The 26,179-nt window shown below is 59.0% G+C and carries 23 protein-coding genes; 16 read left to right on the top strand and 7 right to left on the bottom strand.

The features are described 5' to 3' along the window. From rlmN to der, 8 genes are all read left to right on the top strand, one after another. Positions 1-1,149, top strand: a complete 1,149-nt coding sequence (gene rlmN / locus CKW32_RS20555; protein ID WP_032890704.1) for a 23S rRNA (adenine(2503)-C(2))-methyltransferase RlmN — start codon at positions 1-3, stop codon at positions 1,147-1,149. Positions 1,150-1,161: 12 nt separating this feature from the next. Continuing rightward, complete coding sequence (gene pilW / locus CKW32_RS20550) at positions 1,162-1,920, top strand: type IV pilus biogenesis/stability protein PilW (protein WP_032890706.1); 759 nt, start codon at positions 1,162-1,164, stop codon at positions 1,918-1,920. After that, complete coding sequence (locus CKW32_RS20545) at positions 1,920-2,909, top strand: RodZ family helix-turn-helix domain-containing protein (RefSeq protein ID WP_032890708.1); 990 nt, start codon at positions 1,920-1,922, stop codon at positions 2,907-2,909. The genes pilW and CKW32_RS20545 overlap by 1 nt, the downstream gene beginning before the upstream one ends. A gap of 2 nt (positions 2,910-2,911) precedes the next feature. After that, positions 2,912-4,021 (top strand): flavodoxin-dependent (E)-4-hydroxy-3-methylbut-2-enyl-diphosphate synthase, encoded by a 1,110-nt coding sequence (gene ispG, locus CKW32_RS20540; protein ID WP_003175952.1) that lies wholly within the window; start codon positions 2,912-2,914, stop codon positions 4,019-4,021. A 23-nt stretch (positions 4,022-4,044) separates the two neighbouring features. Next, positions 4,045-5,334, top strand: a complete 1,290-nt coding sequence (hisS, locus tag CKW32_RS20535; RefSeq protein WP_032890710.1) for a histidine--tRNA ligase — start codon at positions 4,045-4,047, stop codon at positions 5,332-5,334. Positions 5,335-5,375: 41 nt separating this feature from the next. Next, the gene (locus CKW32_RS20530; RefSeq protein WP_032890712.1) at positions 5,376-6,017 is read left to right on the top strand and encodes a YfgM family protein; all 642 of its coding nucleotides are present in this window, start codon (positions 5,376-5,378) and stop codon (positions 6,015-6,017) included. Next, positions 6,010-7,161 carry an outer membrane protein assembly factor BamB gene (gene bamB, locus CKW32_RS20525; protein WP_032890714.1) on the top strand — a complete coding sequence of 384 codons (1,152 nt, stop codon included), beginning with the start codon at positions 6,010-6,012 and terminating at the stop codon, positions 7,159-7,161. The genes CKW32_RS20530 and bamB overlap by 8 nt, the downstream gene beginning before the upstream one ends. A gap of 134 nt (positions 7,162-7,295) precedes the next feature. Further along, on the top strand, positions 7,296-8,765 hold the full coding sequence (der, locus tag CKW32_RS20520) for a ribosome biogenesis GTPase Der (RefSeq protein WP_032890716.1): 1,470 nt from the start codon (positions 7,296-7,298) through the stop codon (positions 8,763-8,765). Positions 8,766-8,799: 34 nt separating this feature from the next. Here the strand turns inward: der and CKW32_RS20515 are convergent, their stop codons facing one another. Continuing rightward, positions 8,800-10,059, bottom strand: a complete 1,260-nt coding sequence (locus CKW32_RS20515) for a hypothetical protein (RefSeq protein ID WP_095185819.1) — start codon at positions 10,057-10,059, stop codon at positions 8,800-8,802. A 243-nt stretch (positions 10,060-10,302) separates the two neighbouring features. On the opposite strand from CKW32_RS20515, the gene CKW32_RS20510 reads away from it, so the two are divergent. Together CKW32_RS20510 and CKW32_RS20505 are read left to right on the top strand one after the other, a co-directional pair. Beyond that, the gene (locus tag CKW32_RS20510) at positions 10,303-11,451 is read left to right on the top strand and encodes a pyridoxal phosphate-dependent aminotransferase (RefSeq protein ID WP_032890720.1); all 1,149 of its coding nucleotides are present in this window, start codon (positions 10,303-10,305) and stop codon (positions 11,449-11,451) included. Further along, positions 11,439-12,230 carry an amidohydrolase gene (locus tag CKW32_RS20505; protein ID WP_095185818.1) on the top strand — a complete coding sequence of 264 codons (792 nt, stop codon included), beginning with the start codon at positions 11,439-11,441 and terminating at the stop codon, positions 12,228-12,230. The genes CKW32_RS20510 and CKW32_RS20505 overlap by 13 nt, the downstream gene beginning before the upstream one ends. 172 nt (positions 12,231-12,402) lie before the next feature. On the opposite strand, the gene leuA is transcribed toward CKW32_RS20505, so the two are convergent. The 4 genes from leuA to CKW32_RS20480 all read right to left on the bottom strand — a co-directional run bounded on the left by leuA (position 12,403) and on the right by CKW32_RS20480 (position 17,512). Continuing rightward, positions 12,403-14,082, bottom strand: coding sequence for a 2-isopropylmalate synthase (gene leuA / locus CKW32_RS20500; RefSeq protein WP_017530007.1), 1,680 nt, complete (start codon positions 14,080-14,082; stop codon positions 12,403-12,405). A 324-nt stretch (positions 14,083-14,406) separates the two neighbouring features. Next, positions 14,407-15,228, bottom strand: a complete 822-nt coding sequence (locus tag CKW32_RS20490) for a M23 family metallopeptidase (RefSeq protein WP_032890722.1) — start codon at positions 15,226-15,228, stop codon at positions 14,407-14,409. Between the two features lie 3 nt (positions 15,229-15,231). Further along, the gene (gene xseA / locus CKW32_RS20485) at positions 15,232-16,611 is read right to left on the bottom strand and encodes an exodeoxyribonuclease VII large subunit (RefSeq protein WP_095185817.1); all 1,380 of its coding nucleotides are present in this window, start codon (positions 16,609-16,611) and stop codon (positions 15,232-15,234) included. Between the two features lie 10 nt (positions 16,612-16,621). Continuing rightward, positions 16,622-17,512, bottom strand: coding sequence for a LysR family transcriptional regulator (locus CKW32_RS20480; RefSeq protein WP_095185816.1), 891 nt, complete (start codon positions 17,510-17,512; stop codon positions 16,622-16,624). Between the two features lie 99 nt (positions 17,513-17,611). Here CKW32_RS20480 and CKW32_RS20475 point away from each other — a divergent pair, with 99 nt between their 5' ends. The 5 genes from CKW32_RS20475 to CKW32_RS20455 all read left to right on the top strand — a co-directional run bounded on the left by CKW32_RS20475 (position 17,612) and on the right by CKW32_RS20455 (position 22,930). Beyond that, positions 17,612-18,379 (top strand): sulfite exporter TauE/SafE family protein, encoded by a 768-nt coding sequence (locus CKW32_RS20475; RefSeq protein WP_032890728.1) that lies wholly within the window; start codon positions 17,612-17,614, stop codon positions 18,377-18,379. Between the two features lie 137 nt (positions 18,380-18,516). Then, positions 18,517-19,065: a hypothetical protein gene (locus tag CKW32_RS20470; RefSeq protein ID WP_032890730.1), complete on the top strand. Its 549-nt coding sequence runs from the start codon at positions 18,517-18,519 to the stop codon at positions 19,063-19,065. A gap of 104 nt (positions 19,066-19,169) precedes the next feature. Then, positions 19,170-20,639 carry an IMP dehydrogenase gene (gene guaB / locus CKW32_RS20465; protein WP_003209646.1) on the top strand — a complete coding sequence of 490 codons (1,470 nt, stop codon included), beginning with the start codon at positions 19,170-19,172 and terminating at the stop codon, positions 20,637-20,639. Between the two features lie 80 nt (positions 20,640-20,719). Further along, the gene (gene guaA, locus CKW32_RS20460) at positions 20,720-22,297 is read left to right on the top strand and encodes a glutamine-hydrolyzing GMP synthase (protein ID WP_032890732.1); all 1,578 of its coding nucleotides are present in this window, start codon (positions 20,720-20,722) and stop codon (positions 22,295-22,297) included. A gap of 225 nt (positions 22,298-22,522) precedes the next feature. Beyond that, a complete protein-coding gene (locus CKW32_RS20455; RefSeq protein WP_032890734.1) occupies positions 22,523-22,930 on the top strand; it encodes a hypothetical protein in 408 nt (135 codons plus the stop codon). Positions 22,931-22,958: 28 nt separating this feature from the next. Here CKW32_RS20455 and CKW32_RS20450 read toward each other — a convergent pair whose 3' ends face one another. Both CKW32_RS20450 and treR read right to left on the bottom strand, forming a co-directional pair. Continuing rightward, entirely contained in the window at positions 22,959-23,729 is a 771-nt protein-coding gene (locus CKW32_RS20450; protein ID WP_218229667.1) for an APH(3')-II family aminoglycoside O-phosphotransferase, read from the bottom strand. Positions 23,730-23,748: 19 nt separating this feature from the next. After that, positions 23,749-24,453 carry a trehalose operon repressor gene (treR, locus tag CKW32_RS20445; RefSeq protein WP_032890738.1) on the bottom strand — a complete coding sequence of 235 codons (705 nt, stop codon included), beginning with the start codon at positions 24,451-24,453 and terminating at the stop codon, positions 23,749-23,751. A 227-nt stretch (positions 24,454-24,680) separates the two neighbouring features. Here treR and treP point away from each other — a divergent pair, with 227 nt between their 5' ends. Continuing rightward, on the top strand, positions 24,681-26,123 hold the full coding sequence (treP, locus tag CKW32_RS20440; protein ID WP_032890740.1) for a PTS system trehalose-specific EIIBC component: 1,443 nt from the start codon (positions 24,681-24,683) through the stop codon (positions 26,121-26,123). Positions 26,124-26,179: the final 56 nt, after the last annotated feature.

Below are 26,179 nucleotides of genomic sequence, written 5' to 3'. Positions count from 1 at the left end.
ATGACTACATCGACTGTTAAAACCAACCTGCTGGGTCTGACTCAGCCGGAAATGGAGAAATTCTTCGACTCAATCGGGGAGAAGCGCTTCCGTGCCGGTCAGGTAATGAAATGGATTCACCACTTTGGTGTCGACGATTTCGACGCCATGACGAACGTCAGCAAGGCCCTGCGCGACAAGCTCAAGGCCATTGCTGAGGTCCGTGGCCCCGAAGTTGTCAGCGAGGACATTTCCACCGACGGCACCCGTAAATGGGTGGTGCGCGTGGCGTCCGGCAGCTGCGTCGAGACCGTGTACATTCCCCAGGGCAAACGTGGCACCTTGTGCGTTTCGTCCCAGGCAGGCTGTGCCCTGGATTGCAGTTTCTGCTCCACCGGCAAGCAAGGCTTCAATAGCAACCTCACTGCCGCCGAAGTCATCGGTCAGGTGTGGATTGCCAACAAATCCTTTGGCAGCGTCCCGGCGACCGTCGACCGTGCCATCACCAACGTGGTGATGATGGGCATGGGTGAGCCGCTGCTGAACTTCGACAACGTGATTGCGGCCATGCATCTGATGATGGACGACCTGGGCTACGGCATCTCCAAACGCCGTGTGACCCTGTCGACCTCCGGTGTGGTACCGATGATTGATGAGCTGGCCAAGCACATCGACGTATCCCTGGCGTTGTCGCTGCACGCACCTAATGACGCATTGCGTAACCAATTGGTGCCGATCAACAAGAAGTATCCGCTTAAGATGCTGCTCGAATCTTGCCAGCGTTACATGGCGACTTTGGGTGAGAAACGCGTGCTGACCATTGAGTACACCATGCTCAAGGACATCAACGACAAGGTCGAACACGCGATCGAGATGATCGAGTTGCTCAAGAACACCCCGTGCAAGATCAACCTGATCCCGTTTAACCCGTTTCCCCATTCTGGCTACGAGCGGCCGAGCAACAACGCCATTCGTCGTTTCCAGGATCAACTGCACCAGGCAGGCTACAACGTCACCGTACGCACCACTCGTGGTGAAGACATCGACGCCGCCTGCGGCCAATTGGTAGGACAGGTGCTGGATCGCACCCGTCGCAGCGAACGTTATATCGCCGTGCGTGAACTGAATGCCGCCGACGACATGCCGCAAATCGCTGTGAATCGAATCTGAGAGAGGATCTCTATGCCCTTGCGCCTTGCGCTGCTTCTGCTTGTTACCGGCCTCGCGGCCGGTTGTGTTTCATCGGGCCATGAGAGCCCTTTGCAAACCGGTAAAGGTCGTGATGAGGCGCGAGTTGCCTATGTGCAACTGGGGTTGGGTTACCTGCAGCAGGGCATGAGCGAGCAGGCCAAGGTGCCTTTGAAAAAGGCCCTTGAGCTGGACAACAACGATGCCGACGCCAACGCTGCATTGGCCTTGGTGTTCCAAGCCCAGGCCGAGCCTGAACTTGCCGATCAGTATTTCAGAAAGGCTTTGGCCTCCCGTCCTGCCGACCCTCGGCTGCTGAACAATTACGGCAGCTTCCTGTTCGAACAGAAACGTTATGACCAGGCTTCCCGTTATTTCCAGCAAGCTTCTGCCGACACCCTTTATCCAGAGCGTTCGCGGGTCTTCGAGAACCTTGGGGTGACCTCAATGCGTCTCGGCCAGCGCGACAGTGCTCGCCAGCAATTGGAAAAAGCCCTGCACCTGAACAGTCGCCAGCCGCGGGCATTGCTCGAAATGGCTGAGTTGTCTTACGAAGACAGGCATTATGTGCCGGCACGTGACTATTACGAGCGTTTTAGCCTGCTCAGCGGGCAAAATGCACGTAGTCTATTGCTCGGTGTGCGCCTGGCGACAGTTCATGAAGAACGCGACACGGCCGCACATTTTGGCCAGCAACTCGAACGACTCTATCCCGGTACGCCGGAATATCAGCAATACCTGTCGGAGCAATGATGAAAGCGGCGCACCCGGAAGTTGTAGCAGCTAATCGCGTAAACCCAGGCGAAACCTTGCGTCAGGCCCGCGAAAGCAATGGTTGGTCGCTGGCGGAAGTGGCCCTCAAGCTCAATTTGACCACCACGTCCTTGGGCAATCTGGAAGCTGGCGCGTTCGATAAGCTGCCTGGGCACACCTTCGCCCGAGGCTATATCCGCGCATACGCCAAATTGCTGGGTATCGACCAGACCGTTCTGGTTCAGGAGTTCGACCAATTCACCGGCACCGATTCCCAGGGCAGCAGTGTTCATGGCCTGGGTCGTATCGAAGAGCCAGTGCGCGTTTCCCACACCATTTTGCGAATTGTTAGCCTGTTGCTGCTTGTTGCGGTGATCGGTGGCGGGTTTGTCTGGTGGCAAGACCAAGCCTCTCAGCGCAGTAAAGATCTGACCAGCAGCGCGATGGAGCACGTCGAAGTCGAAAGCGCCGATGGCACCACTCAGATCCATCCGTTGGATGAACCGGAAGACCAGGCTGTTGCCGAGGGGCAGGCCACGTCTGAAGCGCCGCTCGCGACCGAGCAACCGGCACCGGAAACCGCTCCTGCGACAACCGCCGCTGTGCCTGCTCCTGTAACGCCAGCGACTCCGGCAGCGCCCACCGCCCAGGCTCATACGCCGGCAGCACCCGCGTCCGCGCCCCCCGCTCCAGCAGCCTCGGCTACGCCAGCTATTTCGCCACCTACCACTCCAGCATTGATCGCCGGTGACGGGCGCGTACAAGTGACCTACATTGCTGACTGCTGGACGCAAGTCACCGATGGCAACGGTAAAGTGCTGTTTAGCGGTCTTAAGCGTAAGGGAGATACTCTTGACCAAGGCGGTAAGCCTCCTCTGACGCTGCGTCTGGGCTTCGCCCGTGGCGCGCAAGTGGCCTACAACGGTCAGCCTGTGGACGTGGCGCCGTTCACCAGTGGCGAGACTGCTCGCCTCAAGTTGGGACAATAGTCATGCACGGCGAATCTCCAATCAAACGTCGCGTATCGCGCAAGATCTGGGTCGGCTCGGTGCCGGTGGGCGGCGACGCCCCCATCGCAGTACAAAGCATGACCAACAGCGACACCAATGATGTAGCCGCCACTGTGGCCCAGATCAACCGTTTGGAAGCCGCTGGCGTGGACATAGTGCGGGTTTCCGTGCCGGACATGGACGCTGCGGAAGCCTTCGGCCGCATCAAACAGTTGGTCAAGGTGCCGTTGGTTGCAGACATTCACTTCGACTACAAGATCGCGTTGCGCGTGGCTGAACTGGGTGTCGATTGCCTGCGTATCAACCCAGGCAACATCGGTCGTGAAGACCGTGTGCGCGCGGTGGTGGATGCTGCCCGTGATCGGGGGATCCCGATCCGCATCGGCGTCAACGCAGGTTCTCTGGAAAAAGACCTGCAAAAGAAATACGGCGAGCCCACTCCGGCGGCGCTGGTTGAGTCGGCATTGCGCCACGTTGAACACCTTGAACGCCTGAATTTCCAAGACTTCAAAGTCAGCGTAAAGGCCTCCGACGTGTTCATGGCGGTTGAAGCTTACCGGCTGCTGGCGAAGGAAATCGTGCAGCCATTGCACTTGGGTATCACCGAGGCTGGCGGTTTGCGCTCAGGCACAGTGAAATCTGCGGTAGGTCTCGGTATGCTGCTCGCCGAAGGGATTGGCGATACTATCCGCATTTCGTTGGCGGCAGACCCTGTAGAGGAAGTGAAAGTCGGTTACGACATTCTCAAATCCCTGCGTTTACGTTCCCGTGGCATCAACTTCATTGCCTGCCCGAGCTGCTCGCGGCAGAACTTCGACGTGGTGAAAACCATGAACGATTTGGAGTTGCGCCTTGAAGACCTGCTGGTACCGCTGGATGTTGCGGTGATCGGTTGCGTGGTCAACGGGCCGGGTGAAGCCAAGGAAGCGCATGTGGGCTTGACCGGCGGTACACCGAACCTGATTTACATCGACGGCAAGCCGTCGCAGAAGTTAACGAATGACAATCTTGTGGATGAGCTGGAAAAGCTGATCCGCGAGAAAGCGGCCGAAAAGGTCGCCGCTGACGCAGCGCTGATCGCTCGCGGCTGATTGAACGAATTTAAGGATTTGATGTGAGCAAGTCTCTGCAAGCCATTCGTGGCATGAACGACATTCTGCCGGAGCAGACGCCCCTGTGGCGCTACTTCGAGAATACTGTCGCGCGTCTGCTGGATAACTACGGTTACAAGCAGATCCGCATGCCGATCGTCGAGTTCACCGAGCTGTTCAAGCGCTCCATCGGTGAAGTGACCGATATCGTCGAAAAAGAGATGTACACCTTTGAAGACCGTAACGGCGACTCCCTGACTCTGCGTCCGGAAGGCACTGCCGCGTGCGTGCGCGCTGTGCTTGAGCACGGCCTCACCGGTGGCGGCCAGCCGCAAAAACTATGGTACATCGGTCCGATGTTTCGCCACGAGCGTCCGCAAAAAGGCCGCTATCGTCAGTTCCACCAGATCGGCCTGGAAGTATTCAACCTCGACGGTCCGGACATCGATGCCGAGCTGATCGTGATGACGTGGCGCTTGTGGGGCATGCTTGGCATTCGTGATGCGGTCAAGCTTGAACTCAACAGTCTGGGCACCAGCGAATCCCGTGGCCGCTACCGCGTCGCACTGGTCGAGTACCTGTCTGCGCATCTGGACAAGTTGGACGAAGACAGCCAGCGCCGTCTGAAAACCAACCCGTTGCGCGTGCTGGACACCAAGAACGCCGACACGCAAGCCGTACTGGTCGATGCGCCGAAAATGGCCGACTACCTGGATGACGAATCCCGCGTGCACTTCGAGGGCCTCAAGGCTCGCCTGGATGCGGCCGGCATTCCCTACGTAATCAACCCTAAGTTGGTGCGTGGTCTCGATTACTACAGCAAAACCGTGTTCGAATGGGTCACTGACAAACTTGGCGCCCAAGGCACTGTGTGCGCGGGTGGCCGTTACGACGGCTTGGTCGAGCAGATGGGCGGCAAGCCGACCACCGGCGTGGGTTTTGCCATGGGCATCGAACGGCTGATCCTGCTGTTGGAAACTCTGGAACAAATCCCCGCAGAAATCTCCCGTCAGGTGGATGTGTACCTGTGCGCCTTTGGTGAGGCAGCCGAACTGGCGGCCCTGGCCTTGAGCGAGAGCGTGCGCGACCAGCTGCCGAACCTGCGCCTTCAGATCAATGCCGGCGCGGGCAGCTTCAAGAGTCAGTTCAAGAAGGCCGACAAGAGCGGTGCACTGTATGCACTGATCCTCGGCGATGACGAGTTGGCCCAGCAAGTGATAGGTTTCAAACCCCTGCGTGGCCAGGGCGAGCAACAGAACATTGCCTTTGATGCGCTCGCTGCGCACTTGGCCACCTGCGTCGTGCAGGGTTGAAGCTGTCGAACAGCCGAATTTAGCGATTAAGGAGTATTGGGGTGTCGAGTACTGATGATGAGCAGTTGGCCGAGTTCAAGGACTGGTGGCAGCGTAACGGCAAGCCCCTGGTTACTGGCGGTCTGCTGGCTTTAGTGGTGGTGTTCGGCTGGCAAGCCTGGACAAAATATCAGGCCAACCAGTCCCAGGGCGCCTCTATCCTCTATCAGCAATTGCTGGAAACCACCCTGACGCCGGACGGCAAGCCCGACCCTGCGCAAGTGGCGGACCTGGCCGGCAAGCTGAAGAACGAATTCGGCGGTAGCACCTACGCCCAATACGGCAGCCTGTTCGTCGCGAAGGTCGCGGTCGATACCGGCAAGCTGGATGACGCCGCTGCAGAACTGAAGGCTATCGCCGACAAGCCGACCAACCCGACCCTGGGTGAAATCGCACGTCAGCGCCTGGCCCAGGTGTTGGCGGCACAGAACAAAGCTGACGAAGCACTCAAACTGCTCGACGGTGATGCGGACAAGGCATTTGTTGCTACTCGCGAAGAGCTCAAGGGCGACCTGTTGGTCCAATTGGGTCGTACCGATGAAGCCAATGCTGCGTACAAGAAAGCCAAGGCGGCGCTGTCTGATGAAGCGGCGGTCGGTGGCTTACAAATCAAGCTCGACGACTTGGCCAAAGGGGATGCGTGACGTGATCCGTTGGAAACATGCAGCATTGCTGGCTCTGGCCGTTCTGGCCGCGGGTTGCAGCAGCAACAGTAAAAAAGAACTGCCTCCGGCCGAGCTGACCAGCTTCAAGGAAGAAGTAGTCCTGCAAAAGCAATGGAGCCGCTCCATCGGTGACGGCCAGGGCGAGACCTACAACATGTTGGTTCCGGCAATCGACGGTGACAACATTGTGGCTGCTGACGTGACCGGCGTAGTGATCTCCATGGATCGCATGAACGGCGATGTGAAATGGAAGACTGACCTCGAATTGCCTGTGTCCGGCGCCGTAGGCGTTGGTTATGGCCTGGTGATGGTCGGCACGCTGAAAGGCGAAGTGGTTGCCCTCGATTCCAGCACCGGTGAAGAGAAATGGCGCGCTCGCGTGACCAGTGAAGTCCTTGCACCCCCTGCCACCAACGGCGACATCGTTGTGGTGCAGACCCAGGATGACCGTGTAATCGGTCTGGATGCCGCTACCGGCAACCAGCGCTGGTTGTACGACAGTACTCCTGCGGTGTTGACCCTGCGTGGTACCAGTGGTCCGGTTGTAACCAACAATCTGGCCGTTGCAGGCCTGTCGACCGGTAAAGTGGTCGCCCTGGACACCCAGAACGGCGTGCCGGCCTGGGAAACCCGTGTGGCAATCCCGCAAGGTCGTTCCGAGCTGGATCGTGTAGTGGATATCGACGGTGGCTTGCTGCTGTCGGGTGAAACCCTCTACGTCGCCACCTATCAGGGCCGTGTTGCGGCGCTGGACCTGCAGAGCGGCCGCGTTAACTGGCAGCGTGATGCTTCCAGCTACGCCGGTGTCTCCCAAGGGTTTGGCAGCGTCTACGTCAGCCTGGCATCCGGCACTGTTGAAAGTGTCGACGAGCGTTCCACCACCGCGTTGTGGAGCAACGACTCCCTGGCTCGCCGTCAACTGTCGGCACCGGAAGTGTTCTCCAGCTACGTAGCGGTCGGCGATTTCGAAGGCTACTTGCATCTGCTGAGCCAGGTGGATGGTCGCTTCGTAGGTCGTGAGCGTATCGACAGCGACGGCCTGCGCGCGCGTCCGCTGGTGGTGGGTAACATGCTTTATGTGTATGGCAACAGCGGCAAGCTGGAAGCCCTGACCATCAAGTAAGAACTATGCTTGGGGTAACACCCAGGCGGCCCCGTTTCGGCGGGGCATGCGGCATCTGACGATGCTGCCCCGAGCACCAGCCGCTGCCCTGCAGCGGCTTTTGTATTTTCTGAAATAACGAAGTGGAGAGCCGCATGGTTCCCGTAATCGCCCTGGTGGGCCGACCTAACGTCGGCAAGTCCACCTTGTTCAACCGCCTGACCAGGACTCGCGACGCTATTGTCGGCGACTTGTCCGGTCTGACCCGTGATCGCCAATACGGTGAGGCAAAGTGGCAAGGGCGCTCCTACATTATTGTCGACACCGGTGGTATCTCCGGTGATGAGCATGGCATGGACGAAAAAATGGCCGAGCAGTCGCTGCTGGCCATTGAAGAAGCCGATGTCGTGTTGTTCCTGGTGGACGCCCGCGCTGGCTACACCGCTGCCGACCAGATGATCGGCGAGCACCTGCGCAAGCGTAACAAGCGTTCCTATTTGGTCGCGAACAAGATCGATAACATTGATCCTGAGGCGGCCCGTGCTGAATTCAGCCCGATGGGCCTGGGCGACGCGATCCCGGTTGCCGGTGCCCACGGCCGCGGCATCACGCAGATGCTGGAAATCGCTCTGCGCGACTTCCCGAAGGATGATGCTGAGGAAGAAGAGGGCGAAGAAGAGATCGTTGCCGAAGGTGAGGAAGCCAAGCGTATTCCTGGCCCTAGTGAAAAAGACGGTATCAAGATCGCCATCATCGGCCGTCCTAACGTCGGCAAGTCGACCCTGGTCAATCGTATGCTCGGTGAAGACCGGGTAATCGTGTACGACCAGCCTGGCACCACCCGCGACAGTATCTACATCCCGTTCGAGCGTAACGACGAGAAGTACACGCTGATCGACACAGCCGGTGTGCGCAAGCGCGGCAAGATCCACGAGGAAGTTGAAAAGTTTTCCGTGGTGAAAACCCTGCAAGCGATCAAAGACGCCAACGTGGTGATCTTCGTGATGGACGCCCGCGAAGGCGTGGTGGACCACGACCTCAACTTGCTGGGCTTTGCCCTGGAAGCGGGCCGGGCATTGGTCATCGCGATCAACAAGTGGGACGGCATGACGCCGAGCGAGCGCGATTTCGTCAAGATCGAGCTGCAGCGCCGCCTGTTCTTCGTCGAGTTCGCCGATATTCACTTTATCTCGGCATTGCACGGTACTGGCGTGGGTAACCTGTACGCTTCCGTACAGAATTCGTTCAAGTCCGCAGTCACCCGCTGGCCGACCAACCGTCTCACCCAGATCCTGGAAGATGCGGTGGGCGAGCATGCGCCGCCGATGGTCAACAACCGCCGGATCAAACTGCGTTACGCCCACTTGGGTGGTGCCAACCCGCCGATTATCGTGATCCACGGTAACCAGATCGAGAAGGTGCCTAAGTCCTACGTGCGTTACTTGGAAAACACCTACCGCCGTGTCTTGAAGCTGGTCGGTACGCCGATCCGTATCGAGTTCAAGGGGGGCGAGAACCCATACGAAGGCAACAAGAACACACTGACTGACCGTCAGGTGAACAAGAAGCGTCGTTTGATGACTCACCACAAGAAGGCCGACAAGAAGCGCCGCGACAAGCGCTGATTCAAGCTTTAAAAAGGCGCCGGTGGCGCCTTTTTTACGCCTGCGATTCGGAAAAATAACACGCCAGCAGGAAGGTTGGTTCAAGCGTGAGGCCTGATAAGGACATCAATACGAGCAATCGTTTTTGTTGGTCCATGACCAGCCCAATGGGCTCGCTGAACTGCTGGTTGAAGTCCAGCTCAACGATGCCGGTGCCGTTAGGCCCGAAGCTTGTATCTATCTCGCCATTGCTATTGAAGCGCGCCATCACGGCCGTTTTGTTCAATACCTCTTCAAGGGTGCCGACCGCTACGATTTTGCCAGCGTCCACCAGCAACTTGTGCCAACGGGTCACGTTTGCCGTGATTACCGGTAGGCCATTGTTGAAGCCGGGATCCGGCACGCCGTCGGGGTCTAGTGAGATAAGCAGTGCTCCTTGCGCAGCAGAGCCGCACGCAAGGATCTTTTCATGGGTGGCAACGAGATCAAGGTATTGATGATCCTGGGTTCGGTACTCGCCGCTGATCGCGAAGGTTGTATCTACCGCACCTTCCGAGGTGTAACGGTGGACGATTCCCGTCTTGATACCCCTGACATGGACGCTGTGGCCGTAAGCGAGAATCTTGTCGTCCGCTTGAATGGCGAGGCCTGCTAAAGCCGTGTTCTCGCCCGCCTTAAGGGTGTCGATATAGCCACGGCCACTATTGAAGGCGAGGTCGGTTTGGCCGTCGGCATTTATACGGGCTATCAGAGCTCCCCAGTGTCCGGGTTCGCCTGTGTACAAGTGCAGGGTGATTATCTTCCCGGTACTTTGAAGGGCCGCGTCCACGCCTGGCGCTTGGTTGGGGCCTTGTTCGTAGGTGATTGGCAGATTCAGTACCGATAGGCCGTTTTTACCGAATTGAGGGACGGGGGCTCCGGTTAGTTGGCTTTTAGCTACTGCGGGTACGGGAGTGCTTGAGTTGTGCGTCAGGGCTCCGCACAGCAAGTAGGACTGGTGATCCGCCGTGAGCACTTTCAGGCCATTTGAGGGCCATTGCTGATCCGATGGTTCAAAGAGCCCTGTCACGATTCCATTTTTACCGAAACCTTGATTGGGCTGCCCATCTGCTTGCAGGTTGAAATAGACGAAGTGGCCTTGGGTGTAAGTGTTCATATCCTTCAGAACACTGGCGGAAACCAGTAACTTGTCGTCAATGCTGTTCAGTCCATATGCCCTGAAAATCGCTCCATCTTCGATGTTGAGCGGCAAGACTCCGCGTTCACCAAACGACGGATCCAGTTCACCGGTTTTGTGGAGGAGAGTGGTTGACATGGGTTGCCTCGCTGATGGGGTAAGCCTGATTAGTTAGGCGCTTTTTTCTTCGTTGAGGTAACTGTCAGAAATACCTGTTATGCACACTGAGACAGTCCGTTCGTCGCAGAGGACGCGGTAGAAGGCCGATACTGGTCATGGCTATCAATGGCGCGTGCCGGCTTTTTTTCTGACAACCGCATGGGCTATCCTCGACCCTTACCGCGCCATTGCAGCGACAGGTGTTCAGCAGGGACTCACCGAATGATCAACAGCAAGTTACCGAATGTCGGCACCACTATTTTCACCACTATGTCGCAATTGGCTGCCGAAACCGGTGCGCTCAACCTCTCCCAGGGGTTTCCCGACTTCAACGGCCCCCAGGCTTTACTCGATGCCGTGGGCAAACATGTTGCCAGCGGGCATAACCAATACTCCCCGATGACCGGCCTTCCGGCGCTGCGTCAACAGGTGGCGGGCAAGATCGCTCGCAGCTATGGCGCCACGGTCAACCCGGACAGCGAAGTGACCATCACCCCCGGTGCCACGGCTGCGATCTTCTGTGCGATCCAGGCGGTGATCCGCAGTGGCGATGAAGTCATCGTGTTCGATCCCTGCTACGACAGCTATGAGCCCTCGGTCGAACTGGCCGGGGGACGCTGTGTCCATGTGCAACTGAGCCTGCAAGGCTTTGCATTGGACTTTGAGAAGATCAAGGCCGCGCTGTCGCCACGCACGCGCATGATCATCCTCAACACCCCGCACAACCCGACTGGCGCGCTGATCAGCCGCGCCGAGCTGGACCAGTTGGCCGAACTGATCCGCGATCGCGATATCTACCTGGTCAGCGATGAGGTCTACGAACACCTGGTATTCGACGGCGTGCCCCACGTGAGCGTGCTGGCCCATAAAGAGCTGTACCTGCGTGCGTTCGTGGTCAGCTCCTTTGGCAAGACCTACCATGTCACCGGCTGGAAAACCGGCTACGTGGTCGCGCCACCGGCCCTGACGGCTGAATTGCGCAAGGTGCATCAATACGTCAACTTCTGTGGCGTAACCCCGTTGCAGTTCGCCTTGGCCGATTTCATGGCCGAACACCCGGAGCACGTCGACGAACTGCCTGCGTTCTATCAGGCCAAGCGCGATCTGTTCTGCGACCTGCTGGCGCCGTCGCGCTTCAGCTTTACCCGGGTGACCGGAACCTACTTCCAATTGGTGGATTACTCACAAATACGCCCGGACCTGGATGACGTCGCCATGTCCCTGTGGATGACCCGTGAACACGGTGTGGCGACTATCCCGGTCTCGGTGTTCTACCAGACCCCACCCCAAGGCCAGCGCCTGGTGCGCCTGTGCTTTGCCAAACGCGAGGAAACGCTGCAACAGGCAGCTGAAAAACTATGCGTGATCTGAGTGCACTGCCGAATTTGAATATCGCCCTGGTCCAGACCACCCTGGCCTGGCACGACCGCCAGGCCAACCTCGAACATTTCGACGGGCTGCTGGAGCAGGCCCGCGGCGCCGACCTCATCGTGCTCCCGGAGATGTTCACCACCGGTTTCTCCATGGACTCGCAAACCCTCGCCGAGCCGGAAAACGGCCCGACCCATCATTGGCTCCAGGCCCAGGCTGCGAAGTACAACGCGGTGATCACCGGTAGCGTGATCATCCAGGCCGCTGATGGCAGCCACCGCAACCGCCTGTTGTGGGCGCGGCCGGATGGCGAGGTGTTGCACTACGACAAGCGTCATTTGTTTCGTATGGCCGGTGAACACAATCACTACACACCCGGCGAGCGCCAGGTGCAGTTCGAGTTAAAAGGTTGGCGTGTTCGGCCGCTGATTTGCTACGACCTGCGCTTTCCGGTGTGGAGTCGGGATCCCCAGGACACTGACTTGCTGCTGTACACCGCCAATTGGCCGGGCGCGCGGCGCCAGCATTGGAACCGGTTGTTGCCGGCGCGGGCTATCGAGAACCTGTGCTACGTAGCGGCGGTCAATCGAGTGGGCACCGACGGCAAGGGCTTTGCCTACACTGGCGATAGCCAAGTGCTGGATTTCCAGGGCGAGAGCCTGCTGAGTGCGGGGGAGGCGGACGGGGTGTTCCAGGTGTGCCTTGACGCGGCTGAGCTCGCTGCGTATCGCACCAAGTTTCCGGCGAATCTGGATGCCGATAGCTTTCAGTTTGTCTGACAGACCGCTATCGGGGGGGGGCAAGCCTCCTCCCACACTTTGATTTGTGAATACATTCAAAATGTGGGAGGGGGCTTGCCCCCGATGCGTCCCTGACAGGCAATCCAAATCTGAAACTCAATAAAAAGGCCCCTGGGTTCTCACCCAGGGGCCTTATGTATGACGGCGAAGGTTACGCCGCTTTGGCTTCCTGCTGGCTCAGCGATCGGTTCAGCGCACTGAACAGCGCCTTGAAGCTCGCCGTGGTGATGTTTTCATCAATGCCCACGCCATGCACTGGACGTTCACCGTTCACACGCAGTTCGATATACGCCGCTGCCTTGGCGTTGGTGCCCGCGCCGATCGCATGTTCGTTGTAGTCCATGATTTCCACGCCAATCGGCAGGCCAGCCACTAGGGCTTCCAGTGCGCCGTTGCCCTTGCCCTTCCAGTGCAGGTTGGTTTCGCCCTGGCCCTTGCCCGAGACTTCCACTTCGACAAAGCTGTTGCCGTTCTCTTCCTGCAGGCGATGGCTGACCAGCGCGTACGGAGTGTTGGCTTGCAGGTATTCACGCTGCAGCAAGGCGTAGATCTGTGGTGCGGTCATCTCCAGGCCCACGCGGTCGGTTTCGGCCTGGACTACCTGGCTGAATTCGATCTGCATGCGGCGTGGCAAGCTGATGTCGTATTCCTGTTCCAGCAGGTAGGCGATGCCGCCTTTGCCCGACTGGCTGTTCACGCGGATCACCGCCTCGTAGCTGCGACCGATGTCAGCCGGGTCGATCGGCAAGTACGGCACTTCCCACAGGGCATCATCTTTCTGTTGGGAGAAGCCTTTGCGGATCGCGTCCTGGTGGGAACCGGAGAACGCGGTGTGCACCAGATCGCCGACGTACGGATGACGGGGGTGTACCTGGATCTGGTTGCACTCCTCGACGACTTTGCGCACACCGTCGATGTCGGAGAAGTCCAACTGCGGGTCCAGACCCTGGGTGTACATGTTCAACGCCACGGTGACGAGGTCGACGTTACCGGTACGCTCGCCGTTACCGAACAGGCAGCCTTCGACACGGTCGGCGCCGGCCATCAGACCCAGCTCGGTAGCGGCCACGCCGGTACCACGGTCGTTGTGGGTGTGCAGGCTGATGATCACGCTGTCACGGCGGTTGATATGGCGGCCGAACCACTCGATCTGATCGGCATAGATGTTAGGCGTGGCGCACTCCACGGTGGCTGGCAGGTTGAGGATCATCTTGTGCTCAGGCGTCGGGTTCCACACCTCGATCACCGCGTCACACACTTCCTTGGCGAACTCCAGTTCAGTGGCGCTGAAGGTCTCAGGGGAATACTCGAAGGTCCACTGGGTTTCCGGCTGCTGGGCAGCGTATTTGACGAACAGCTTGGCCGCATTGACTGCGATGGCCTTGATGCCGTCCTTGTCCTGGTTAAACACGATGCGGCGGAACGACGGCGAGGTGGCGTTGTACAAGTGCACGATGGCTTTCTTGGCGCCGCGCAGGGATTCGAAGGTGCGTGCGATCAAGTCTTCACGGCCCTGGGTCAGCACCTGGATGGTGGTGTCCTCGGGGATGTGATTGTCTTCGATCAGGGTGCGCACGAAGTCGAAGTCGGTTTGCGACGCGGCAGGGAACGATGCCTCGATTTCCTTCACGCCGACGGCTACCAGGGTCTTCCAGAAGCGCAGTTTTTTCACTGCGTCCATCGGCTCGATCAACGACTGGTTGCCATCACGCAGGTCGGAGCTGCACCAGATCGGCGCGGTGGTGATGGTCTTCGATGGCCAAGTGCGGTCCGGGATATCGATGGTCGGAAACGCGCGGTACTTCGAAGACGGGTCTTTGAGCATGCTCATCGGGAAATCCTTTGTTGTAGGGGCCGAGAAAAGGCGGCCTGCCGTGGAACTGTTTTTGGGGATAAAGCGTAGAGACGAGGCAGATCGATTCAGCCTGGCAGTCGTGCGCTGACGAGGCACAGGCTGCGGTGCTGGCGGAGCTGAATGAGGGTGTGAGAGGTTTTCATAAGCTCAACCCTAACCGCCGGGGTGAAAGATGGCAAGCAGTCGAGAAAAATTGAGAGAAGTTCTGCTATTTACGTAGGAGGCGAGATTTTATGCCTGAAAATTCGGTGGGTTCTGAATTTAATTGCGCGCGCTTTGCGGCGCACGCAATCGAGTCATTCACGGCTGGAACGCGCCGATAAAGATCGCAGGGTCCACCCGCGCATCGTTGAGGCTGACGTTCCAGTGCATATGTGGACCGGTGGCGCGGCCGGTCGCGCCGACCTTGCCCACCACTGTCCCACGCACCAGTTGCTGGCCGACCTTCACGTCTATCTTCGACATATGACAGAACATGCTGATAAAGCCCTGGCCGTGGTCGACGAATACGGTGTTGCCGTTGAAGAAGTAGTTACCGACCAGAATCACCTTGCCGTTCGCCGGCGTCTTGATCGGCGTACCGGCCGGCACGGCGAAATCCAGGCCCGAATGCGGGTTGCGCTCTTCGCCGTTGAAGAAACGGCGCACGCCGAACTTGCTCGACAGGGGCCCGTTTACCGGTTTATCCAGCACCAGGTTACTCGGCAGGTTGGGGCTGAAGCTGCGGTAGGCCTTGAGCTGTACGGCCAGTTCGCCTTCGATGCGCTTCAGTTGAGCCGGGTCGGGGTTGACCTGGCTTTTGTTTTTCAGGGTGATGCGCTGTTCCGGGTATTTCTTATAGCCGACGATAAACGGCAGACTGCGCCCGCCGCTGCTGATGCGCTCGTTACCCGGCTTGACGCTCAGTGGGATACCGACAATCGCCAGCCAATTGTCCTGTTCCTTGACCACCAGCACCGGCTTGCCTTGATAGGTCGCTTTCGGCGCTGCCGCCGAAGGGCCCAGGTCGACCACGGCCACACCACCCGGCACCGGTTTGTTCAAGGTACGGCTGATATAGCTATCGGCGTGGGCATTAAAGGTAAGGCACAAGAGCATCAACAAACTAAAGAGACGAGGCATCAATCAATCCAATAACGAAAGGGTGACGGGTGTCAGGTGGTTGTCTTCCACGCGCACTTGCAATTGGCCTTCACCGAGACGCGCGGTGAGACGCTGGCCGGTGTGGGTTTGCGCCGCGATGCGAATGGCATGGCCGCGCTCATCCAGCAGGATGCTGTAACCACGGCCCAGGGTCGCCAGCGGGCTGACCACCTGCAATGTCTGCACCTGGCTTTGCAGTTGCAGGCGACGGGCCTTCAGGCCTTCGCGCATGGCGCGGGGCAAGCGTTCGGCGAGGCTGTTCAGGCGCTGGCGCAATAGCGCCAGTTGACGGCCGGGGTGCTGGCCGGCGAGGCGGGTTTCCAGGCGGATCAGGCGCTCGCGACGGGTATTGAGGCTGCGTTCAAACGCGCGGCGCAGGCGCATATCCAGATCATCCAGGCGCTGGGCCTGCTGGCGCAGACGTTCGCCGGGATGGCGCAGGCGACGGGCCATGCCTTCCAGACGCAGGCGGTCGTGGGTCAGGCGGTTACGCATCAGCATGACCAGGCGGCGATGCAGGTTTTCCACCTGACGCACCAGATGGCTGGCGTCCGGTGCCAGCAATTCGGCGGCGGCGGACGGGGTAGGGGCGCGTACGTCCGCCACGAAGTCGCTGATGGACACATCGGTTTCATGTCCGACGGCGCTGACAATGGGGGTCACGCAAGCGTCCACCGCGCGGGCTACGGCTTCTTCGTTGAAGCACCAGAGGTCTTCCAGGGAGCCGCCGCCACGGGCCAGAATCAGTGCGTCAAAGCCTCGCGCATCGGCCAGTTTCAGCGCGCGGACAATCTGCGGGATCGCCTCGCGGCCTTGCACGGCGGTCGGGATCAAGGTCAGCTCGATGTTCGGCGCACGGCGGCGGAACACGCTGATGATGTCGCGGATCACTGCGCCGGTGGGCGAACTGATAATGCCAATGCGCCGAGGATGGGCCGGCAGTGGGACCTTACGCTCGGCACTGAACAAGCCTTCGGCGCTGAGCTTTTCCTTCAAGGCATCGAAGGCCAAACGCAGCGCACCATCACCGGCGGGCTCCACGGTGTCGAGGATCAGTTGGTAGTCGCCACGGCCCTCGAACAGCGAGACCTTGCCGCGCACCTTCACCGCCAGGCCATCTTTCAGCGCCTGGCGCACCCGTGCGGCATTGTTGCGAAACAACGCACAACGTACTTGGGCGCCGCTGTCCTTGAGGGTGAAATACACATGGCCGGAGGCTGGGCGGGCGAGGTTCGAGATCTCGCCTTCGACCCAGATATTGGTGAACACGTCTTCCAGCAACACCCGCGCACGGCCGTTGAGTTGGCTGACAGTCAGGACTTCACGGTCCAGGCCCAGGCGGGCAAAGGGGTCTTTAATCATGGGCGGCAGTTTATAGGCATTCGTGCAAGGTTTGACAGAACTGCTCAACCAACCGGCTCGGCGTCGGTGGGCAGGCCAGGGCCACGGTGCTCAGGCAATCCGGATCGGCCAGCGGTAGAAAGTGCACATTGGCGGGAGCAATGTCCTGCATGGATTTTGGTAGTAAGGCAATACCAAAGCCGGCCTGGATCAACTGTAGCTGGGTGGTCTTTCGTGACATGACCCGCGCAGCCTTAGGGAAAAATCCGGCGCGCATGCAGAGCTCGGCCGCCAGATAACTCAGGCCGCCACGCTGTGGGTGGGGGATCGAGATAAACGCTTCATCTTTGAGCTGTTTCAGGTCGACGGGCTCGTTGCTACGTGCCAAACGGTGATTCGGCGGCACAGCAAGCAGCAATTGTTCGTTATATAAGGGCTCCACACGTACCCCTTCACGCTGGCGCAACACCGGCAACCGTAGCAGCCCGATATCCAGCCTACCGTCGGCGATTTGCTCCAGTTGCGCCTCGGATGACAGTTTGACGATGTCCATTGATACGCCGGGGCAACGCTCCAACCACATGTTGATGCCCTGCAACAAAACGCCGCTCATCGGCACGGTGCTCGAATGGCTCAGCCGCAGGGTGCCGAGCTGGCCGTTGCCGACCTGGGTCGCGGTTTCACTGGCCTTGAGTAGCTCGCTCAGCAAGTTGCGTGCCCTCGGGTAGAACGCTTCACCGGCGGCGGTCAGGCGTGGCTGACGCGCGGTGCGTTCGAACAATGGCGTTTGCAGCTGTTTTTCCAGCTCCTTGATCTGTCGGCTTAGAGCCGATTGCGCCACAAACAGACGTTCGGCGGCGGCGCTGAAGCTGCCGCTGTCGGCGATTACAACGAAGTAGCGCAGTTGGCGAGTGGAAATCACGCGTCATGCCTTTTCGAGATGGGTGGAGGGCTTTGAAGACATTAGTCGCAACCCTCGCCGATGGCTAAAGTGATGGTTATCTCTTTCAAGGAAGACTCCATGAGCCCGCTTGAGCTGATGAACCAGTGGTCGTTTAGCGGTGTGGATTGGCTGGTGATCGGCCTGGGTGTCGTCGTGGCGTACATCGTGTTTGGTATTGCCGGCTTCGGGACGGCGCTGGTGGCGGGGCCTATCCTGATTCTGTTTATGCCGCTGTCGAAGATCATTCCGTTGCTGGTGCTGCTGGATTTTGTCGCGGCCTTTGGCGGCCTGTTGCAAACGCGGCGGGATGTGAATACGTCGGAATTGCTGCGGCTGCTGCCGTGTATGGCCATTGGTTGCACACTGGGCGTGGTGTTTTTGCTCAATCTGCATTCGGACTTGTTGCTGCTGTTGATGGGGCTGTTTATCAGCGCCTATGCCGTCTACACCTTGGCAGTAAAAGCCCGTCCCACGCAGCTCGGCAAAGGCTGGTCGATTCCCATGGGCACCGTCGGCGGCCTGTTTGGCGCGCTGTTCGGCAGTGGCGGCTTTTTATATGCGATCTATCTGAACAGCCGATTATCCAAGGACGCGGCGCGGGCGACTCAAAGTGCGCTGATCAGTTGCAGTACCGTGGTGCGCCTGAGCCTGTTCCTGATCGCCGGGGTGTATGCGGATCTGCCATTGTTGCTGTTGGCGCTGTGCCTACTGCCAGCGATGGGCCTTGGGCTGTGGTTTGGGCGTAGGTTGACGATGCGTATGTCGCGTGAGGCGTTTGTGCGGTTAGTGACGTGGCTGGTGCTGGCCAGTGGCATTGCCTTGATTGGACGGTATCTGAGCACTTGACCGGATTTCTTCAGGGATTAAGCTGCCAGCCTCCCGGGCGTCATCGCGGGCAAGCCCGGCTCCCACAGTTGAGCGCATTCCAATATGGGAGCCGGGCTTGCCCGCGATGACGCCAGAAGCCACACCGCAGGACTCTCATGAACTCCCAAAGCATCCTTGTCCCGAAAATCTCCACCTTGCCCGTCCACGAGCCCCGCGCGCGCGCGATCGTGCGTTGGCTGGTGCGCAAGAACATCATCAAGGAAGAACTCACCACCTGCGGGCGCACCGGCAACCGCATGGCCTACGCCCTGGCCGACGGTGCCCGCGCCGTGGTCCGGCACCCCGAAGCGCTGCCGTTCAACGAGCCGGTCAACGGCCTGGAGATCATCTACAAACGCTGCATCTACACCCCGGCCAAGGGCTTTCTCGAAGAAGCCGGCTGCCCGGAATGTCGCAAGGAGGTCGGCGAGGCGCTGTTTGAAAGCCTGGAAGACTGGATGCCCGGCCACACCGACAACTTCACCTGCCCGCTGTGTGGGCATGAAGATGACATCAATGGGTTTCTGTTCCTGCAGGAATGCGGGTTTTCCAACCTGGGATTCATCTTCAATAACTGGGCAGAGGCGGGGTTCAAGCAAAGCTTCATCGACGAATTCGCCGATTGGCTGGACCAAAAGATCAGTTGGGTTAAGGTCGAACTTTAATCCATCTATCAGTATTACCAAGTTTGTCAGAGTTTTACATTGAGCCCGACAGGGTGCATGTATATAATGGCGCGCTTCCATTTTCCCGCTCGGGAGCCCCCGCGATGCTGCGTATCAGCCAAGAAGCTCTGACATTCGACGACATTCTCCTAGTGCCCGGTTATTCCGAGGTGCTTCCTAACGAAGTCAGTCTCAAGACCCGCCTAACCCGTGGCATCGAGCTGAATATTCCCCTGGTTTCCGCTGCGATGGACACCGTTACCGAAGCCCGCCTGGCCATTGCCATGGCGCAGGAAGGCGGTATCGGGATCATCCACAAGAACATGACCATCGAGCAGCAAGCTGCCGAAGTGCGCAAGGTCAAGCGTTACGAAGCCGGTGTGGTGAAAGATCCTATCACCATCGAAGCCGACGCCACCGTGCGTGATCTGTTCGACCTCACTCGTCTGCACAACATCTCCGGTGTTCCTGTGCTGCACGATGGCGACCTGGTCGGCATCGTCACTTCCCGTGACGTGCGTTTCGAAAACCGTCTTGAAGTCACCGTCCGCGAAGTGATGACGCCTAAAGAGCGCCTCGTGACTGTCAAGGAAGGCGCCGACAAGAACGACGTGCGCGAACTGCTGCACAAGCACCGCATCGAGCGCGTGCTGATCGTCGACGACAAATTCGCCCTCAAAGGCATGATGACCGTCAACGACATCGAAAAAGCCAAGGCTTACCCGCTGGCCAGCAAGGATGACCAAGGTCGTCTACGCGTGGGCGCTGCCGTCGGTACCGGCAAAGACACCGGTGACCGCGTTGCAGCCCTGGTAGCCGCGGGTGTGGACGTGGTGGTGGTCGATACCGCTCACGGTCACTCCAAAGGCGTGATCGACCGCGTACGTTGGGTCAAACAGAACTTCCCTGACGTGCAGGTGATCGGCGGCAACATCGCCACCGGCGCAGCGGCCAAGGCCCTGGCCGAAGCCGGCGCTGACGCAGTCAAGGTCGGTATCGGCCCTGGCTCGATCTGCACCACGCGTATTGTCGCTGGTGTGGGCGTGCCGCAAATCAGCGCCATCGCCAACGTTGCCGCTGCCCTTGAAGGCACCGGCGTTCCGTTGATCGCTGACGGCGGCATCCGTTTCTCCGGTGACCTGTCCAAGGCCATCGTAGCCGGTGCCTCCTGCGTGATGATGGGCTCGATGTTCGCCGGTACCGAAGAAGCACCGGGTGAGATCGAACTGTTCCAGGGCCGTTCGTACAAGGCTTACCGTGGCATGGGTTCGCTGGGCGCCATGTCCCAGGCTCAAGGCTCGTCCGACCGTTACTTCCAGGACTCCTCGGCAGGCGCCGAGAAGCTCGTTCCGGAAGGCATCGAAGGCCGTGTTCCTTACAAAGGCACCCTGAGCGCCATCATCCATCAACTGATGGGCGGCCTGCGTTCTTCGATGGGCTACACCGGCAGCGCCGACATCGAAGAAATGCGCACCAAGCCAGAGTTCGTACGGATCACCGGCGCCGGCATGGCTGAATCCCATGTCCACGACGTGCAGATCACCAAGGAAGCGCCAAACTACCGCGTAGGTTGAGGCTTCCAGCAAAATGTTAAGTAACCGGGGCTGTTCTTCAGCCCCGAGTTGTTTCTGATTCATTAGACGAGACTGACTTCATGGCCCTCGACATTCACGCCCACCGCATCCTGATCCTCGACTTCGGTTCCCAGTACACCCAACTGATCGCCCGCCGCGTGCGTGAAATCGGCGTGTATTGCGAACTGCACCCGTTCGACATGGATGACGAAGCGATTCGCGAATTCGCACCGAAAGGCGTCATCCTCGCCGGTGGCCCCGAGTCCGTGCACGAAGCCAACAGCCCGCGCTGCCCTCAAGCCGTATTCGACCTGGGCGTGCCGGTCTTCGGTATCTGCTACGGCATGCAGACCATGGCCGAGCAACTGGGCGGCAAGGTTGAAGGTTCCGAGCTGCGTGAATTCGGTTATGCCCGTGTAGATGTGGTCGGCAAAAGCCGCCTGCTGGACGGCATCGAAGACCACGTTGACGCCGATGGCCTGTTCGGCCTCGACGTGTGGATGAGCCACGGTGACAAGGTCACCAAGATGCCGGAAGACTTCCACATCCTGGCCAGCACTCCAAGCTGCCCGATCGCCGGCATGTTCAGCGACGAGCGTCGTTACTACGGCGTGCAGTTCCACCCGGAAGTGACCCACACCAAGCAAGGCGGCCGCATCCTGTCGCGCTTCATCCTCGACATCTGCGAGTGTGAAGCCCTGTGGACCCCGTCGAAAATCGCTGAAGACGCCATCGCCAACGTGCGTGCCCAGGTCGGCACCGACAACGTGCTGCTCGGCCTGTCCGGCGGCGTTGACTCCTCTGTGGTTGCTGCGCTGCTGCACAAAGCCATCGGCGACCAACTGACCTGCGTGTTCGTCGACAACGGCCTGCTGCGCCTGCACGAAGGTGAGCAAGTGATGGCCATGTTCGCCGAGAACATGGGCGTCAAGGTGATCCGCGCCAACGCTGAAGACCAGTTCCTCAACAACCTGGCCGGCGAGTCCGACCCGGAGAAGAAGCGCAAGATCATCGGTCGTACCTTCATCGACGTATTCGATGCCCAGTCCAACAAACTGGACAACATCAAGTACCTCGCCCAAGGCACCATCTACCCTGACGTGATCGAGTCGGCCGGCGCCAAGAGCGGCAAGGCCCACGTGATCAAGTCCCACCACAACGTGGGTGGCCTGCCTGAGGAAATGAACCTCAAGCTGGTAGAACCACTGCGCGAATTGTTCAAGGACGAAGTCCGCCGTCTGGGCCTGGAACTGGGCCTGCCGTACGACATGGTCTACCGCCACCCATTCCCAGGCCCGGGCTTGGGCGTGCGTATCCTCGGTGAAGTGAAGAAGGAATACGCCGACCTGCTGCGTCGTGCCGACCACATCTTCATCGAAGAACTGCGCAAGGCCGACTGGTACCACAAGGTCAGTCAGGCGTTCGTAGTGTTCCAGCCGGTGAAATCGGTTGGCGTTGTCGGCGATGGCCGTCGTTACGCCTGGGTCGTTGCCCTGCGTGCCGTAGAAACCATCGACTTCATGACCGCCCGCTGGGCCCACCTGCCGTACGAACTGCTGGAGACTGTCAGCGGCCGTATCATCAATGAGATCGAAGGCATCTCGCGCGTTACTTATGACGTGTCGAGCAAGCCGCCAGCGACGATTGAGTGGGAATGATCGAACGCCCGGCATTGTCCGGCACGATCTAGCAAGAAATACCCTGGAGCCCGCGTAATTGCGGGCTTTTGGTTTTTTGGTGCTGGCAAGTTCTGGCCGCTTTGTGCATCGCTAAGACAGTTACTTCATCAACGATACTAACGCTGTATCACAGTCTTCCAGTGGGGGGCTAAGCCAGTAGATGCAGGGCATTTTCTGCTCCGCCAAATCAAGGATGGAACATTTATGAAAATACGGATCTGGCTCAAAAGCTTCGCGTTGCTAATGCTGGTGGGCCTGGTGTTGAGTACAACGCTTCACTTCGCGCTTTACCTGCCGTTCATTGTGAAATACGTGGGGGTGGGTAGTTCACTCGGCCAGAAGATGCTGATATTCACTGCCATGGACATCCTTGCTTACCTAGTCTGGGTCTTGCCGGCAGGGTTGTTGTTGATATTCAACTTACGAAAGTCCGCCTACGGTGTAATGCTCATCGTAATTCTGACCTCCCTGAAATTCCCAGAGGCTCTTGCGCTGGCGCAATTGCTGATGTGGCTGTGGGCTGTGTGTCTGGTGCTGAGGACTGTGTTGCTGGCGGTGTGGCTAAGCGGGTGCAAACTTCGCGACCTTTATAACTATCACCGTTCCAAATGATTGCGACCCCAGCAGGGCTTCAAGCGAGTTAGAAGAATTCATCCAGCAAGCAGTAAAACCTCATGCGCTGCTCATCAGGCTCAATACCGTAACGCTCGAAAAATGGCTTTACCCATTCCGGCCCAAGGTTACGCCCGATGCTGCGTGCCGCGAGCGCCAAGTCTTGGTATCGGTCGCTGATACCCAGGCGCCCGCAGTCGACGAACCCACTGAAACGGCCGCCTTGCGCCATGAAATTTGGCAGGCAGGCGTCACCATGGGCCACTACCAGATCATGGGTGTTTGGCTGAGTCGACAAGAGTTCGGCCAGCACATCTTCCGCGCTGCGTCCGAGTCGTTCGTCGTCGAAGTCTGTCTCATCGACCAGCCCGGCACGAACGCGCTCCCGCGCGAGCCCGATGCGTTGCTGTAGAGGGTGATCGTAGGGGCATTGCGCGAGGGGTATCTGGTGCAAGGTACGCAGGGCCGTTGCCAGTATGTCGATGGTTTGCGTGGCAGACAGCGTGTTGGCGCTGGCCAGGTCCTGTCCCGGAAGGGCGGTCATCAGCACCCAGTGGTGATGGTTTTCTGTCAGCTGAGCCAGCACGATGGGCGCCGGCAAATTAACCTGCTGGAGCCACCGAAGGCGCTCGACTTCATCCGCAAGCTCACCGAACGCTGCCTGGGGCTCGGCCTTCAGGAACAGTTCTGCACCACAGCCCTGGCTCAGGCGAAACACGTCAGCCCGCGATTCACCGATGGCCTGTTGCTCAATCAGCGCCTGCGGGAACTGTTCACGCCACGCGTTCGGAATATTCACTGTGCTTTCCGTTCTCGGCTCAGCGCCGCGCAATATCCGAAAAGTAAAACTTATCCAACGTATGCCGCGACTCGGTGTACTCGAACTGCCGCCCATCCTGCAAAAACGTCTGGTTGCTCACCACGATCACGTGGCTTTGGCCGTCGAGGTCTAGGTGTGTCTGGTCGTCTTTACTGCGGGGCAGGGCTTCGATGGTGCGTTGGGCGTAGCTGATCTGCAGCTGCAAGGTTTGCTCGATAAACGCGTAGATCGACTGCTCGGCAATTGCTTGGTCCAGGCCAGGGATCAGGTCGGCGACAAAGTGGTTGATGTCGAGAATCACCCGTTTACCACCGATGCGCCGCACGCGTTTGATGCGGGTGATCAGGCTGCCGGGTTCGGCTTCGATGTGTTGCTGCAATGAGCCTTCCAGCGGGAACTGCGTGAACTCGACCACTTCGGTGTGTACGTCATCGCCCAGGTCGGCGTGGGTTTCGTGGAAGCTGACGATGCCACCCAGTTGAAATTCGATCGGGTTGGGCGACAGGACGAAGGTGCCTTTGCCGTGGATTTTTTGCGCAAAGCCGCGTTCCTGCAGCTGCTCGATGGCGCGACGCACGGTGCCACGGCTGGCCTGGTAGCTGTCCATCAATTCGGTTTCGGAAGGAAGGCGCGTACCGCGTTGCAGGCGTTCAGTGGTGATGCTGGCAAGCAGATCCGTATAGATCTGGTTGTATTTGCTCATGTGATGGCTGCTCTGTGCCCGGCTTTCTGTAGGTGAACGGTGCGTTCAAGGCAGGAACCTTAGTGGCAGCGGTGGGGTTTGTCCATTGGGCCTTGGAAAGCGGTAAGCCAATATTTTTAAACTCGTCTGTACGAGTTGTTGCTTTAACTCGTACAGACGAGTACTTTTGGCTTCGGCGTGCTGCCAATGACTGCCCTCAAATAAAAAAATCAAAGTGGAAACCAAGCATGAGCCACGACTATTCAACGATCGCCCGCGAGATTCTCGACAACCTCGGGGGGCGCGAAAACCTTGAGCAAGCGGCCCACTGCGTGACCCGCCTGCGCCTGGCGCTCAAGGACCCAAGCCTGGTCAATAACAGCGCGCTGAACCAGGTCGATCTGGTCAAAGGCTCGTTCTTCACCGGTGGTCTGTTCCAAGTGGTCATCGGCCCCGGCGAAGTGGAAAAGGTCTACGCCGCCCTGCGCGAACAGACCGGCCTCGCCGCTGCCACCATCGCCGACGTAAAGAAGAAGGGCGCCGACAAGACCAACGCCATGCAGCGTCTGGTGCGGGTGTTCTCCGATGTGTTCATGCCGATCCTGCCTGCGCTGATCATCGCCGGCCTGCTGATGGGTGTGAACAACCTGATGGGCGCCAAGGGCATGTTCATCGAGGGCAAGACGTTGCTGGAGGCGTATCCGAACCTGGATGGCCTCTGGAGCCTGATCAACCTGATGGCCAACACCTCGTTCGTGTTCCTGCCGGCGCTGGTGGGCTGGTCGGCGGCGAAGCGGTTTGGCGGCAGTGAAATCCTCGGCATCGTGCTCGGGCTGATGCTGGTGCACCCGGACCTGCTCAACGCCTGGAATTACGGCAAGGCGGTGGCGGGGCTCGACGGCCAGAGCCTGCCGTATTTCGATATTTTCGGCTGGTTCAAGATCGAAAAAGTCGGCTACCAGGGGCAGATCCTGCCGATCCTGATGGCGGCGTATGTGATGAGCGTCATCGAGAAATGGCTGCGTGCTCGCGTGCCCAATGCCATTCAACTGCTGGTCGTGCCGATCACCACCATCGTCGTTACCGGCGTGCTGGCGTTGGCGATCATCGGCCCGGTGACCCGTCACCTCGGCATCCTGATCACCGAAGGCGTGGTCACCCTGTTTGACCTGGCGCCCATGCTCGGCGGGGCGATTTTCGGCCTGCTGTATGCACCGTTGGTGATCACCGGCATGCACCACATGTTCCTCGCCGTGGACCTGCAACTGATTTCCACCCAAGGCGGCACCTTTATCTGGCCGATGATCGTGATGTCCAACCTGGCCCAGGGCAGCGCCGCGCTCGCGGTGTTCTACATGACCCGTAATGCGCGGGACAAAAGCATGGCCTCGACCTCGGCGATTTCCGCGTACTTCGGTATCACTGAGCCGGCGATGTTCGGGGTGAACCTGCGCTTCAAGTTTCCGTTCTATGCGGCACTGCTTGGCTCGGCGCTGGGCAGCATTTTCCTGTCGATGAACAAGGTGCAGGCGTCAGCCATCGGGGTGGGTGGCTTGCCTGGGTTTATTTCGATCGTGCCGAGTGCCATTCCGATGTTTGTGATTGGGATGGTGGTCGCGATGGTGGTGCCGTTTGTTCTGACCTGTGCGTTGAGCATGAAGATTGTTCGGCCGGGTTATCGCGTCGCCTGATCGACCGCTATCGGGGGCAAGCCCCCTCCCACATTTGACCGCGCTCCCCTGTGCCG

Origin of the sequence: Pseudomonas sp. Irchel 3H9 (assembly GCF_900187495.1) — a bacterium.
Classification (GTDB): domain Bacteria; phylum Pseudomonadota; class Gammaproteobacteria; order Pseudomonadales; family Pseudomonadaceae; genus Aquipseudomonas; species Aquipseudomonas sivasensis.
The sequence above is the reverse complement of the archived record's forward strand: the minus strand, read 5'-3'. Positions and strand labels throughout refer to the sequence as shown.

Coding starts and splice junctions, on each gene's coding strand:
- rlmN (WP_032890704.1), top strand. CDS start 1: ATGACTACATCGACTGTTAAAACCAACCTGCTGGGTCTGACTCAGCCG.
- pilW (WP_032890706.1), top strand. CDS start 1,162: ATGCCCTTGCGCCTTGCGCTGCTTCTGCTTGTTACCGGCCTCGCGGCC.
- CKW32_RS20545 (WP_032890708.1), top strand. CDS start 1,920: ATGAAAGCGGCGCACCCGGAAGTTGTAGCAGCTAATCGCGTAAACCCA.
- ispG (WP_003175952.1), top strand. CDS start 2,912: ATGCACGGCGAATCTCCAATCAAACGTCGCGTATCGCGCAAGATCTGG.
- bamB (WP_032890714.1), top strand. CDS start 6,010: ATGCGTGACGTGATCCGTTGGAAACATGCAGCATTGCTGGCTCTGGCC.
- der (WP_032890716.1), top strand. CDS start 7,296: ATGGTTCCCGTAATCGCCCTGGTGGGCCGACCTAACGTCGGCAAGTCC.
- CKW32_RS20515 (WP_095185819.1), bottom strand. CDS start 10,059: ATGTCAACCACTCTCCTCCACAAAACCGGTGAACTGGATCCGTCGTTT.
- CKW32_RS20510 (WP_032890720.1), top strand. CDS start 10,303: ATGATCAACAGCAAGTTACCGAATGTCGGCACCACTATTTTCACCACT.
- CKW32_RS20505 (WP_095185818.1), top strand. CDS start 11,439: ATGCGTGATCTGAGTGCACTGCCGAATTTGAATATCGCCCTGGTCCAG.
- leuA (WP_017530007.1), bottom strand. CDS start 14,082: ATGAGCATGCTCAAAGACCCGTCTTCGAAGTACCGCGCGTTTCCGACC.
- CKW32_RS20490 (WP_032890722.1), bottom strand. CDS start 15,228: ATGCCTCGTCTCTTTAGTTTGTTGATGCTCTTGTGCCTTACCTTTAAT.
- xseA (WP_095185817.1), bottom strand. CDS start 16,611: ATGATTAAAGACCCCTTTGCCCGCCTGGGCCTGGACCGTGAAGTCCTG.
- CKW32_RS20475 (WP_032890728.1), top strand. CDS start 17,612: ATGAGCCCGCTTGAGCTGATGAACCAGTGGTCGTTTAGCGGTGTGGAT.
- CKW32_RS20470 (WP_032890730.1), top strand. CDS start 18,517: ATGAACTCCCAAAGCATCCTTGTCCCGAAAATCTCCACCTTGCCCGTC.
- guaB (WP_003209646.1), top strand. CDS start 19,170: ATGCTGCGTATCAGCCAAGAAGCTCTGACATTCGACGACATTCTCCTA.
- guaA (WP_032890732.1), top strand. CDS start 20,720: ATGGCCCTCGACATTCACGCCCACCGCATCCTGATCCTCGACTTCGGT.
- CKW32_RS20455 (WP_032890734.1), top strand. CDS start 22,523: ATGAAAATACGGATCTGGCTCAAAAGCTTCGCGTTGCTAATGCTGGTG.
- treR (WP_032890738.1), bottom strand. CDS start 24,453: ATGAGCAAATACAACCAGATCTATACGGATCTGCTTGCCAGCATCACC.
- treP (WP_032890740.1), top strand. CDS start 24,681: ATGAGCCACGACTATTCAACGATCGCCCGCGAGATTCTCGACAACCTC.